The sequence below is a fragment of the Streptomyces sp. NBC_00775 genome (assembly GCF_036347135.1).
In the GTDB taxonomy this organism is placed as follows: Bacteria; Actinomycetota; Actinomycetes; order Streptomycetales; family Streptomycetaceae; genus Streptomyces; species Streptomyces lutosisoli.
Genome location: NZ_CP108938.1, coordinates 9,542,735 through 9,557,111 on the forward strand (window position 1 = coordinate 9,542,735; position 14,377 = coordinate 9,557,111).

The window sequence follows — 14,377 nt, forward strand, 5'->3', positions numbered from 1 at the left end:
GGCACGCACCTTCGTGCCGGCGGCGGCATCGCCGTCGCCCTGGTCGTACGCCGGTTCCTTGGCCGTACGACGCCGGAATCGCCGTACGTCGCCGAAGTCCGCCCACACCGGTCGCATGGTCCGTCCGTCCGCCGTCCGCAACCGCCGTGCACCCGTCGCACCGATCGCACCTGCTGTGCCAGCCGTATCGGCCGTATCCGTCGTACGGAAATCGCCTGAGCCCGAGTTCACGAGTTCACGAGGACACCTTTTCCAGATGCCTGCGAACGAGTCTCCGAAGCAGTTCCCCGAGATGTCCGTCACGACCTCCGAGGGTGTGCGGGCCTGGCTGGCGGCGGCTGTCGCCGAGGATGCCGGGATCGACCCGCCGGCCGTCGACCCGGAGCGGCCGATCGCCGAATTCGGTCTGGGATCACGGCAGTTGGTGACACTGGCCGCCGGCCTCTCGCAGCGGATCGGGCGGCCTCTGGAGCCGTCCCTCGTCTTCGACCACCCCACGATCGCGGAACTCGCCGAGGCGGTCCTCGGTGAACGGCCCGACGTCGCCGTCGCGGCGGACCAGGCGCCCGCGAACCCGGCCGTACGAGCCGTCGCACGGGCCGACGACGACATCGCCATCATCTCCATGGCCTGCCGCTTTCCCGGCGGCGCCGACGACCCCGAGGCGCTGTGGCGGCTGCTGGCCGCGGGCGAGGACGCCATCACCGAGGTGCCCGCGGGCCGTTGGGACACTCAGGGGCTCTACGACCCCGACCCGGAGGCCACCGGCAAGGCGTACACCCTGCGCGGCGGCTTCCTCGCCGACATCGACCGCTTCGACGCGCCCTTCTTCGGGATCTCGCCGCGCGAGGCCGCGGCCATGGACCCGCAGCAGCGCCTGCTGCTCCAGACCACCTGGGAGACGATCGAGCGCGCCGGGATCGTCCCAGAGACGCTGAACGGCAGCTCCACAGGCGTCTACATCGGCCTGTACGACAGCGGATACCTGGCCTCGGCCGGGCTGGGCCAGCTCGACGGGCATGTGGGCACGGGCTCGGCGTCCAGCGTGGCCTCCGGGCGCATCGCCTACACCCTCGGTCTCCAGGGCCCGGCGATCACCGTCGACACCGCCTGCTCCTCCTCCCTCGTCGCCCTGCACCTGGCCGCGCGGGCGCTGGCGAGCGGCGAGTGCGACCTGGCGTTGGCCGGTGGCGCGACGCTCCTGGTGACACCGCGCGGGCACGTCGAGTTCAGCAGGCTGCGCGGGCTGTCGCCGTCCGGGCGGTGCAGCCCCTTCTCGGCCGACGCGGACGGCGTGGTGTGGGCCGAGGGCTGCGGTCTGGTGCTGCTCAAGCGGCTCTCGGACGCACGCCGGGACGGTGACCGGGTCCTCGCGGTCGTCAAGGGCTCCGCGATCAACCAGGACGGCCGCAGCCAGGGCCTCAGCGCCCCCAACGGCCCCGCACAGGAACGGGTGTTGCGCGCCGCCCTCGACGCCGCCGGGCTCCGGCCGGACGACCTGGACCACGTCGAGGCGCACGGCACGGGCACCCGTCTCGGTGACCCGATCGAGGGCCGGGCGCTGGCATCGGTGTTCGGTCCGGGGCGCCCCGCCGACCGGCCGCTCGGCGTCGGCTCCCTGAAGTCCAACATCGGCCACACCCAGGCCGCGGCCGGCATCGGCGGCGTCATCAAGACCGTCCTGGCCCTCGGCCACGAGCTGCTCCCGGCCTCGCTGCACGCCGACACCGTGACCGAGCACGTCGACTGGGCGGGCGGCGGCCTGCGTGTGCACAGCGGCGCCCAGGCGTGGCCGCGCGGCGGCGACCGGGTGCGGCGGGCCGGGGTGAGCGCCTTCGGGATCAGCGGTACGAACGCGCATGTCGTGCTGGAGGAGGCGCCGGAGGACCTGGCGCGGCCGGCCGGCGAAGCGCTGCCCGCGGAGCTGTCCGGAGAGCCGGCCGCGGAGTTGTTGCCTGGGGAGCCGACCGCGGAACTGCCCGGAAAGACCCTGTTCCCGCTCTCCGCCCGGACCCTCCCAGCCCTCCGGGGGCAGGCCGCCCGCCTCCACGAACTGCTCACCGGACAGCCAGAGTTGCCCCTGTCGACCGTGGCCGGAACGCTGACCCACCACCGCACGCACTTCCAGCACCGAGCCGTCGTCCAGGCGGGCAACCGCGACGAACTGCTGACCGCGTTGCGCGGACTCGCCGAGGCGCAGCCCGACACCGACACCGACACCGATGCCGACACCGGCACCGCCACTGACGCCGGCACCGCCACTGACACCGGCTTCGGCGTCGTCGTAGGCCCCCAACAGACCCTTCCCCCTGGGAAGTTGGCCTTCGTCTTCCCAGGTCAGGGTGCTCAGTGGACCGGCATGGCCCGCGATCTGCTCGACCGTGACCCGGTGTTCGCGGACGAACTCGACCGCTGCGACGCCGCCCTGCGCCCGTTCACCACCTGGTCGGTGGCCGCCGTCCTGCGCGGTGACGGGGGCGCCCCGCCCCTGGACCGTGTGGACGTCGTGCAGCCGGTCCTCTTCGCCGTGATGGTGTCCCTGGCCGCGGTGTGGCGGGCCCGTGGCGTACGGCCGGACGCGGTGATCGGGCACAGCCAGGGCGAGGTCGCCGCGGCCTGCGTCGCCGGGGCGCTCAGCCTCAACGACGCGGCGGCCGTGGTGGCCCTGCGCAGCCAGGCCCTGACCGAACTGTCCGGCACCGGCACCATGGCGGTCGTCGCCCTGCCGCACACCGAGGCCGAGGCCCGCCTCGCCGAAGCCGGCCTCGGCGGCCGGGTGACCGTCGCCGCCGTGAACAGCGGCCGCTCGACCGTGATCGCCGGTGAAGTGGAGCCGCTGGAAGCCTTGTTGGCCGCCCTCGACCACGACCTGGTGTTCACCCGCCGCCTCGACGTCGACTACGCCTCCCACAGCGCCCAGGTCGAAGCGGTCCGGGCCACCGTCCTCGACGAACTCGACGGCGTCACCACCTGCCCGACTTCCGTCGCCTGGTACTCCACGGTCACCGGTGAGCCGGTCACCGAGGAACTGGAGGCCGACTACTGGTACACCAACCTCCGCGAAACCGTCCGCTTCGCGCCCACCGTGGAGCGCATGGCGGCCGACGGCTACCGCTACTTCGTCGAACTCAGCCCCCATCCCTCCCTGGTCACCGCCCTGCGCACCGTCGCCGAGGACTCCGGCCACGAGGATCTGGCCGCAATCGGATCGCTGCGCCGCGACGAGGACGGTCCCGCCTGCCTGGACCGGGCCGCCGCCGAACTCCACGTCCACGGACGGAGGATCGACTGGCGCCGCCTGGTCCCCGACACCGCACCGGCGGACCTGCCGACGTACGCCTGGGATCCGCAACGCCACTGGATCGAGCCCGAGTCCGCTTCCGGCGCCCCCGGCCTCTTCGACCGCGCCGCGCACCCGCTGCTCGGCGTCCAGCTCCAGTCGGCGGACGAGACCCGCTGGACCTTCCGCAACGAGTGGTCCCCGGCCACCGCCGACTGGCTGCCCGACCACGCCGTGTTCGGGCGGACCGTGGTGTCGGGCACGACGCTGATGGAGCTGTGCCGTGCCGCGCTCGCCGTGGCCCGCCCGGACGCTCCCGGCGACGTCACCGACCTGCTCCTCCTCGCGCCTCTCACCCTGCCTCAGTCCGGCACGGCCGAGGTGTCCGTCGAGGTGGTCACCACCGGTCCCGTACCGGAGATCACCGTGCACAGCCGTCCGCGCGGTCAGGAGGTCATGGGCTGGACCCTGCACGCCACGGCGTCAGCGGCCGAACCCGCCCCGCTGACGGCGGACCGGCCACCGGTGTGGCCCGAGGCGGCCGAACCGGCCTGGACCGAGCGGACATACGAGCGGCTCAGCACGCTCGGCCTCGGCTACGGCCCCGCCTTCCAGGGCGTACGGTCGGCCGTCACGACCGGCGACGGCGCGCTGCTCGCCCGGCTCTCGTTGCCGTCCGTGGCGCGTGATGTGGCCGACCCGTACCCGGTCCACCCGGCCCTGCTGGACGCCGCACTGCAGGTGGCCGCCGCGTTCGAGGCTTCCGACGGCCGGGTGCTGCTGCCGGTCGCGGTGGGCCGCTGCGTCCTGCCGCCCGGTGGCGCGACCGACCTCACCGCGTCCGTACGGCGCACGGGTGGCTCCGGCACCGACCTCACGCTGGACGTGACGCTGTGGGACGCGGACGGTCTCCCGGCGGGCCGCCTGGAGGGCGTACGGCTGCGGGCCGCGGACCCGGCGGACCTGAACGGCGCCTCGGAGAACGCCCGGCACCTGTACGAGGTGGTGTGGACGGCCGTGGGCGATGAGCCCGCGGAGGCGCCGGGCCCCGAGTGGACCGTCCTCGGTGACCCCTCGGACCCGGAGCTCGCCGCAGCCCTGCGCGGCCTCGAAGCGGCGGGGATACAGGTGCGCGAGACGGGCGCCGACGTCGTCGCACGGTTCTGGCCGTGCCCGGCGGCGGATGCCGAACCGGCCGCCGCGGCACAGGATTTGGCGGCCACGGCCCTGGCCGAACTCCATGCGCTGATCGCCCTTCCGCAGGACGAGGCGCCCGCCCGGACCGTATGGGTGACGCGCGGCGCGGTCGCGGCCGACGACCGGGACACCGTGCCCGGCCTCGCCCAGTCGGTGCTCTGGGGACTGGCCCGCAGCGCCCGCGCCGAACACCCGGACCTCGGGCTGACCCTGCTCGACCTGGAAGGCTCGGATCCCGCCGACGTTCTGGCGGCCGCCGTCGCGTATGCCGACGAACCCGAACTCGCCGTTCGTGCCGGGGCGTTGCTCGTGCCCCGGCTGGTGCGGGCCCGTGCCCAGGACGCGTTGCGGACCCCTGCGGACGCGACCCTTGATGCGGTGCTGCCCGAGGAGACCCTCGCACCCGGTGGCCGCCCCACCCTCGTGCCCACCGACGGCACCGTCCTGATCACCGGCGGTCTCGGTGCCGTCGGCCGGCACATTGCCCGACTCCTCGCCGAACACGGCGTCCCCCGACTGCTGCTGACGTCTCGTCAGGGGCCGGCCGATCCGCGCACCGACGAGGTCATCGCCGAACTGACCGCGCTCGGCGCCGAGGTGGAGGTCGCGGCCTGCGACATCGCGGACGCGTCCGCGGTGGCCGACGTACTCGGCCGTATCGGCGACGCGTTGCCGCTGCGCGGCGTCGTGCACTGCGCCGGCGTCCTCGCCGACGGGGTGGTCGCCGAGCTGACGCCCGAACGCCTCGCACGGGTACTGCGCCCCAAGGTCGACGGCGCCGCCCACCTCCACCGGCTGACCGCCGGCACACCGCTCGACCTCTTCCTGCTGGTCTCCTCGGCCGCCGGTGTCGTCGGCAACGCGGGCCAGGGCAACTACGCGGCGGCCAACGTCTTCCTCGACCAACTGGCCCATCACCGAAGGGCCCTGGGCCTGCCCGGCCTCTCGGTCTCCTTCGGCGCGTGGGCGGGCGAGGGCCTCGCCGCCGAACACGCCGACCTGGAGCGGATGGCCCGCCTCGGCCACCGCGCACTCACCCCCGACCAGGGCCGCGACCTCGTCGAACTCGCCCTGCGACGAGGCGCACCGCACCTGGTCGCCTGGGCCCTGGACCTGCCCCGGCTGCGCGACCACACGGCGGCCGCGGGCGACGGTACGGCGGCGCTGTGGCGCTCGCTGCTCCCGGCTCCCCGCACCGGCCAGGACGCCGGCGACGGCCTGGCGGACCGGCTGGCCCGGCTCCCTGAGACCGAACGCGCCGAACGCGTCCTGTCCCTGGTCCGCGAGGAGGCCTCCCGCGCCCTCGGCCTGCGCTCGGCCGACTCCGTCCGCCCCGACCAGCCGCTGCGCGAACTCGGCATGGACTCGGTGACGGCGGTCGAACTCCGCAACCGCATCGGCACCCGCATCGGCGCCAAGCTTCCCGCCACCCTGCTGTTCGACCACCCCACCGCCGCCCGGCTGGCCGAGTACCTGCTGACCACCGCCCTCGCGACCGGCGACCGCGCCACCCGTCGCACCGCTCCCCAAAAGCAGCCCACCCGCACGGCTGCGTCCGCGGCTGACGAGCCGGTGGCCCTGGTGGCCATGGCCTGCCGTCTGCCGGGCGGCGTCAGCGACCCGGAAGACCTGTGGCACCTGGTCGCGGAGGGCCGCGACGCGGTGGGCCCGTTCCCGGCGGGACGCTGGGACGTGGAGGCGCTGTACGACCCCGACCCGGACGCCATGGGCAAGTCGTACGCCCGCGAAGGCGGCTTCCTCGACGACAACGACCTGGAGACCTTCGACGCGGGCTTCTTCGGGATCACCCCGAAGGAAGCGGCCGCCATGGACCCGCAGCAGCGCCTGCTGCTGGAGACGGCGTGGGAGGCATTGGAGCGCGCCGGGATCGTGCCCGACGACCTCGAAGGCAGCACCACCGGTGTGTACGTCGGCATGTTCGGCAGCGACTATCTGTCGGGCTCCCGACTCGACCAGCTGGACGGGTACGTCGGTACGGGATCGGCGCTGAGCGTGGCCTCGGGACGGCTCGCGTACACGCTGGGGCTCACCGGCCCGGCGCTCACGGTCGACACGGCCTGCTCGTCGTCGCTCGTCGCGCTGCACCTGGCCGCGCACGCGCTGCGGTCGGGCGAGTGCGACCTCGCGCTCGCCGGCGGTGTGACGGTGATGGTGACGCCGGGAACCTTCGTCGAGTTCAGCCGGCTGCGGGGCCTGTCGCCGACCGGCCGCTGCCGCTCCTTCTCCGACGACGCCGACGGCGCCATCTGGGCCGAGGGCGCGGGCATGGTCGTACTGAAGCGGCTGAGTGACGCGCGGCGTGACGGTGACGAGGTGCTGGCCGTGCTGCGCGGCACGGCCATGAACCAGGACGGCCGCAGCCAGGGCCTGTCCGCGCCGAACGGTCCGGCACAGGAGCGGGTGATCCGGCGGGCGCTGGAGCTGTCCGGGCTGGAGCCCGCCGACATCGACTACGTGGAGGCGCACGGCACGGGCACGACACTGGGCGACCCGATCGAGGCGAACGCCCTGTCGCAGGTCTTCGGTGACTCGCGCCCGCAGGACCGCCCGCTGCACCTGGGTTCGCTCAAGTCCAACATCGGGCATACACAGGCGGCTTCGGGCGTGGTCGGGCTGATCAAGGTGGTGCAGTCACTGCGCCACCGGACCCTGCCGCGCACCCTGCACGCCGACACGCCCAGCAGGCACGTCGACTGGGACGGCAGCGGGCTGCACCTGCTGCACCAGACGGCGGCCTGGCCGTCGTCGCCGCAGCGCGTACGACGGGCCGGAGTGAGCGCCTTCGGGATCAGCGGAACCAACGCGCATGTGATCGTGGAGGAGGCCCCACCGGCCGACGCGCAGCCGACGGACCAACTCCCGCCGAGAAAGCGGATGTTCGTGCTCTCCGGCCGCAGTGAGGCCGCCCTTCGGGGGCAGGCCGCGCGGCTGGCCCAGTACGTGACCGAGGACACCGCCCTGCCGGAGATCGCCCACACCCTGGCGCGGCACCGCGGCCACTTCGAACGGCGTGCGGCGATCGTGGCGGATGACCGGGACGAACTGCGGGACAGGCTCGCCGCGTTGGCGAGCGGACGGGCACCCCTCGCTCCGCCCCGCGAGGAGCGGACGGGCAAGGTGGCCTTCGTCTTCGCCGGGCACGGCGGTCAATGGCCGGGTATGGGCGTGGAGTTGATGGCGGGCTCGGACACGTTCCGCACGGAGCTGTCCCGCATCGACGAAGCGGTGCGCCGCCGGGTCGGCTGGTCCGTGCTCAACGCGCTGCGGGCGCCCGAGGAATTCACCCCGCTCGGCCGGACCGAGTTCCTGCAGCCGGTGCTCTTCGCGGTCAACGCGGCGCTTGCCGCCGCCTGGCGTGCGCTCGGCATCGCCCCGGACGCCGTGGTCGGGCACAGCCTGGGCGAGATCGCCGCCGCCTACAGCGCGGGCGCCCTCACCCTGGACGACGCCGTGACCGTGGTGACCGGGCGCGCCCAGGCGGTCGTACCACTGGCGGGCAAGGGCGGCATGCTGTCCGTGGGACTGCCGCCCGCGCGGGTCGAGGATCTGCTCGCGCCGTACGCGGACCGCCTGTTCGTCGCCGCGGTCAACAGCGCCACCTCCACGGCCGTCTCCGGCGAGTCCGACGCGCTGGCCGCACTGCGCCACCACCTCGACGAGCAGGGAATCCCCGCACGGCCGCTGTCGACTCCCTTCGCCTCGCACACCCCCTTGATGGACCCGCTCCGCGAAGAGCTGCTCGGTCGCTTCTCCGGCATCCGGGCCACCCGCACGCCGACGCCGCTGTACTCGACGGTGCTCGCCGAACCCCTGCCCGGGGACCGGCTCGACGCCGACTACTGGTACGCGAACCTCAGGGAGCCCGTCCGCTTCGCGGACACCGTCCGACGGATGCTGGACGACGGCTACCGTTACTTCGTCGAGCTGAGCCCGCACCCGTCGCTCATCTCGTCGATCGAGGCGGTGGCGGCCGAGGCCGGGATCGACGCGGTCGGCATCGGCTCGCTGCGCCGGCAGCAGGACGGGAGCGATGTCCTGCTGCGCAGGCTGGGGGAGTTGTACGTGGCCGGGCACACGCCCGACTGGCCGGTGCTGTTCCCGCGGGGCCGCCGGGTCGACCTGCCCACGTACGCTTTCGCCCGCGAACGCCACTGGCTCGCCCCCGCCCCGGCCACCGGGACGGCCGGCGGTTCACCGCTCCTCGGCACACACATCGAGGCCAGCGACGAAGTCGACCGGCACCTCTTCCAGACCGACATCGACCTGCGCGACAGCCGCTTCGCCTATCTCACCGACCACCGGGTCACGGGTGAGGTCTGGCTGCCCGGCGCCGCCTTCCTCGACATGGCCCTGGAGGCCGCGTCCGCGCTCCAGGGCGGCGGCGAAGTGCGGCTGACCGAGGTCAGGTTCCTGCAGCCGCTGTGTCTGGACGCGGACAAGCCCGTACGGCTGCAACTGGCCCTGCGGCCCGCCGAGGACGGCTGCCGCGAGTTCACCATCGCCTCGGCGACCGTCGGAGAGCGCGGCACGCGGTGGGAGCGGCACGTCAGCGGACGTGTCGCCGGCGCGGCCGAACCCATACCCGGTGCGGGCGAGCGGCTCGCCGCCCTCCGCGACCGTTGCGACGAAGAGGTCGAGCTGTCGGCCGTCTACGCCGGGCTCGCTGCCCTGGGCATCGACTACGGCCCGGCCTTCCGGGGCCTGGAAGAAGGCTGCCGTACGGACAGGGCGGCACTCGGCCGACTGGCCCGGACGCCCGCCGCCGGTCATCTGCTGCACCCCGCGGTCCTCGACGCCGCCTTCCACGCGGCCGCCCTGCCCGGCGACGCGCCCGAGGGCCGGGCGTTCGTGCCCGCCGGCGTCGGACGACTGCGATTCACCGGGCTGCGCACCACGCCCGCCTGGGTGACCTGCGAGCTGCGTTCCGCGGCCGGCGACACCGCGACCCTGGACCTGCGGCTGTGGGACGAGGACGACCAACTGGTGCTGGAAGCCGAGGAGTTCGAACTGGCCGCGCTCTCACCCCTGGACGGTGCGCTCTTCGAGACCCGCTGGCAGCCCCGCCCGGCCGCGAAGGTGCCCTCGGCTAACGGCAGTTGGCTGATCCTGGCCGACAGCACCGGTGTCGCCGCCGAACTCGGCGAGCGCCTCGGCTCGACCGTGCCGCAGGTGATCGCCCGCCGGGGAGAGGCCTTCGCCGTCGAGGGTCCCGGCCGCTACGTCCTCGACCCGGCCGATCCGGACCAGCTGGCCCGGCTGCTCGACGAGGCGTTCCCGGACGGACTGCCCGAACAGGTGGTCCAGCTGTCCGCACTCGACGCCCCGGCGATCGAGGACGCGCGTACGGCCGAGGAGGCCGCACGGCTGTGCTGCCTGAGCACCCTGCATCTGGTGCGGACGCTCGCCGACCGCCCGCGGGGCCGGGCTCCCCGCCTGTTCGTCGTCGTACGGGGCAGCCAGGCCGCCGGTGACAGCACACAGGTGACGCACCCTCAGCAGGCGCTCGGCTGGGGCTTCGGCCTCGCCGTGGCGCAGGAGTATCCGGAGCTGTCGACCACACTGATCGACCTGCCGGCCACGGACGGCGTCGCCGCCCTGTGGACGCAGTTGCGGCACGCGGACGACGAACGGCTGGTCGCGCTGCGGGAGTCGGGCCGTCTGGTGCCGCGGTTGGCCCGCACCCACGCCGACGACGGCGGTCACGGCGACATCACCCCGGACGGCGTGTACCTGATCACCGGAGGTCTGGGCGGTCTCGGCCGCGTCGTCGCCGAGCGACTGGTCCGCCGCGGCGCCCGCCGACTGGCCCTGCTGAGCCGAGGTACGCCCGACGCGGACACGGCGCACTGGATCAGGGACCTCGAAGAGCACGGCGTCGCCGTGCATCTCGCCCGCGCCGACGTCGCCGACCGCGAAGGACTGACGGCCGCCCTGGACGCCGTACGACGTGCGGCCGGCCCGATCGCCGGTGTCGTCCACGCGGCCGGTGTCCTCGACGACGCCACGGTGGCGAACCTGACCGACGAACGGGCCCTGCGCGTACTCGCCCCCAAGGTCCTCGGCACCACCCTGCTCACCGAACTGATCCCGGAGGCCGGGAACCTCGTCCTCTTCGCCTCGGCGGCCGGTCTCCTCGGCTCCGCCGGGCAGAGCCCGTACTCGGCGGCGAACGCCTTCCTCGACGCCTGGGCGCACCACCTCGCCCGTACCGGCCGACGGGCGCTCAGCCTGGACTGGGGCGCCTGGACCGGCGTGGGCATGGTCGCCGAGTCCGGCACCCGGGCCGCCGAGACCAGCCGGTCCGGTCTGGTCGCGTTCTCCCCGCAGGACGGCGGTGAGCTGTTCGAGCGGGTACTGACCACCTCCCGCCGCCAGCTCGCTCCCCTCGCCCTGGACTGGGAGATGCTGGCCCTCGACCCGGACGCGGCACGCACCCGCCCGATCCTGGGCGACCTGATCACCGCCCCGACGGGTACGGCGGACTCGGACGGTCTCGTCAAGAAGGTGTTCGCGGCGACCACGGACCACGACCGCGCGGTATGGCTCGAAGCGTACGTGCGCTCCAGGGTCACTGAGGTCTCCGGAGGCGCTGTGGACGTGTCCGCGACCACGGCCCTGAAGGAACTCGGCCTCGACTCCCTCATGCTGGTCCGGCTGCGCAATGCCTTCGCCCGTGAACTGGGCGCCGAACTCCCGGCCGCCGCGGTGTTCTCGGCGTCCGACATCCGCGGCCTGGCACGGACCCTGGGCGAGGCGCTGCCCGAGCGGGACACCGTGGCGCGGCGCGAGAGGGAGCCGGCCGCCGGCACCGCCGAGGTGCCCGAGAGCGAACTGCGGCCCGCGACCCGCGATGTCGTACGCCTGCTGCGCAGCGCCCGGCCGGACATGCCGGACGCGGCGCATGGCATCGGGCTGGCCGTACGGCTCACCACGCCGACCACCCACGAGACGCTCTCCGACGTCCTCACCAGGCTCGCCGGCCGGCACGCGGCCCTGCGCACCGCGATCGTCAACGGCACCGGAGGCGAACGGGAGTTGAGGGTGGAACGGGAGCCGGCCGAGCCGCTGCTGCACTGGACGAACGTGGCCCCCGACGCCGAGCTCGACGCCGCCGACCGGCTACGCGGGCTGCTGGAGCCGCCGTTCGACCTGGCGAAGCCCTCGCTGTGGCGATTCGAGCTGCTCGACGCCGAAGTCCGGGGCCAGATCCTTGTGTTCGGCGCCCACCACGCGGTGAGCGATCTGCAGTCGCTGCTGCTCGTGGCAGGGGAGATCGACGCGGAACTGTCCGGCACCTCCCTCGGCGACGCCGTCACCAACCGCGACATCGACCAGCTGATCGAGGCCCAGCGACCCCAGCGGACCGACGCCACCCCCGGCGAGGGCGCGGCCGAATGGCGCGAGGCCTTCCACGGCAGTGCGCGACTGGACCTGACGCTCGCCGCGCCGCGCCCGGCAGCACGCTCGTACCGGGCGGGCAGCGTGACCGTGACGATCCCCGATGGGCTCATGGAACGGGTCTCGGCAGCCGCCGGCAGGCTCGCCATCACGCCCGCCGCCTTCTGCCTCGGCACCCTGACCGTGCTGCTGGCCCGGATGCGGGAGCGGGAGCGCTTCGTGCTCGCCGTGCCCGTGGACACGCGCATCCACGCCGACGCGTACGACGCGGTGGGCTTCTTCGGAGTGCCGGTGCCGTTCCCGGCCGAGGCCCGGGCGGGCGAGCGGATCGAGGACGTACTGCGCCGCACCGACGGCCGCCTCGACCGGGTCCTCGCCAAGGGCGCCATGTTCTCGGACGTGCTGTCGACGCTGGCCCGGCAGGGGCTGCACCGGGCGAACGCGCCGCTGGTGGAGGTGTACTTCAACTTCGTACGCTCCTCAGCGGGCCGCCTCGCCCACCTGGAGGTGCTGCCGGCCGGGACGGGCTACTCCGACCTCGACCTGATGATCACCATGACCCCGGACGAGGGCCGGATCAGGCTGGATCACAACCTCGACATCCTGGACGCGGCGACCTCCACGGGGCTGGGGGAGGAGTTCCTGCGACTGCTCGCGGAGGCTGTGCAGGATCCGGCGACGCCGGTCCGTACAACGACGGACGCGACGGACGCGATGGTCGCGACGGACGCGACGGACGCGACGGTCGAGACAGTCCCTGCGATGTCCGAGGAGACCGGCCCCTCCCCGCGCCGCTCGCTCGCCCTCGCCGCCACCTTCGCCCTCGGCAATCTGCCGCTGCTCTGTGAGGCGGCGGTCGAGGAGGACGCGCGGGACGACGGCGGCCTGACGGTCGCGGAAGCCCCGTACCACCAGGTCCTCGCCGGCCTGCGCGACCCTTCGAGCGTCTTCGCCGACCCCGCCACGGCGGTGGGTGTGGTGCTGCTGCGGGCGGCGGACCTGGAACGGTTCGGCCCGGTGGACGACGTCCTGCTCGCCGAGCTGCGCACCGAGTACCCGGCCGCGCTGCGGGCCCTGTCCGAGCGGACCCGCAAGCCGCTGATCGTCGGCCTCCTGCCGTCCGCGCGAGCGGAGGACCGCCTGGCGCGCTGGGAGCGCGAAATCGCCGACGAGCTGGCGGAGTTGCCCGGCATCGCGGTGCTGCGCCCTGACGACTGGACCCGGTACCACACCGTCGAGGAACGCTTCGACGAGCGGACCGAGCGGCTGGCCCACCTCCCCTTCACCCCGCACTTCCAGGCGGCGGTGGCCCTGCGTCTCGCCGAGGTCGTACGAGCGGTGCGGCGCCCCGCGCCCAAGGTGATCGCGGTGGACGGCGACGAGACCCTGTGGGGCGGGGTGGCCGGGGAGATCGGCCCGGACGCGGTGGACCTGACCGGCCCGCGTGCCCTGCTCGCGCGGCGGCTGTTGCGCTGGCGTGCCGCGGGCGCGCTGCTGGCGCTGGTCAGCAACAACGACGAGGACACGGTACGGGCCGTCCTGGACCGCCCCGACAGCCTGATGAAGGCGGAGCACTTCAGCGTGCTCTCCGCCGCCTGGGGCCCGAAGCCGGGCCGGCTGGCCGAGGCGGCACGCACGCTCAACCTCGGTCCGGACAGCTTCCTGTTCCTCGACGACAACCCGGTCGAGATCGCGGGAGTGCGGTCCGCGCTGCCGGAGGTGCTGTCGGTGACCTGCCCGCCCGCGGCCGAACTGGAGGAATTCCTGGGCCGGTTGTGGCCGCTGATACCGGCCGCGGCGACGGCCGAGGACGGACTGCGGGCACAGTTCTACGAGCAGGAGCGGGAACGGGACGCCGCACGCGAACAGGCCGGATCCGAGGAGGCCGGATTCGAGGAGTTCCTCGCCCACCTGGAACTCGAGGTCGACATCCGGGCCCTCTCCGAGGCCGACGTCGAGCGGGCCGGGCAACTCGTCCGCCGTACCAACCAGTTCACCCTTCGCGCCCGGTCGGCCGACGGCGGCGATCTCGCCCGGTGGCGGGAGGGCGGCGAGGTGTGGACGGCGGCGGCCCGGGACCGGTTCGGCGACTACGGCCAGATCGGCCTGCTCGCCGTCCGCCGGGACGGCGACCAACTCGACGTCCTGGCCTGGCTGATGAGCTGCCGGGCACTCGGCCGAGGCGTCGAGGAACGCCTGTTGCGGTGGCTGGCCGACCGCGCCGACCAACTGGGCTGCGCGAAGGTCCGGCTGACGGCGGAGCGCACCCCGCGCAACGTACCGGCCCGCCGACTGCTGGCCGCGCTCGGCGGCGGCGACCAGGACGACCAGCTTCTGGAGAGCGTGGTCACGCCGGAACAGCTACGGGCCTTCCGCTCCTGGCGGCGGCAGTGAGCGGGTGGGAAGCGGGTCGGCCGCCTCTGGCGGCAGTGGCCCTGAGGGATGGGAAGCAGTGGCAGTGAGCGAGTGGACCGTGCACAG

General features: G+C 73.9%; 1 protein-coding gene. It reads left to right on the top strand.

Features of this window, described 5'->3' with window-relative positions; translation table 11 throughout:
• Positions 1-256 precede the first annotated feature (256 nt).
• Entirely contained in the window at positions 257-14,290 is a 14,034-nt protein-coding gene (locus OIC96_RS42435; RefSeq protein ID WP_330302726.1) for an SDR family NAD(P)-dependent oxidoreductase, read from the top strand.
• The last annotated feature ends 87 nt before the right edge of the window (positions 14,291-14,377 follow it).

Coding starts and splice junctions, on each gene's coding strand:
- OIC96_RS42435 (WP_330302726.1), top strand. CDS start 257: ATGCCTGCGAACGAGTCTCCGAAGCAGTTCCCCGAGATGTCCGTCACG.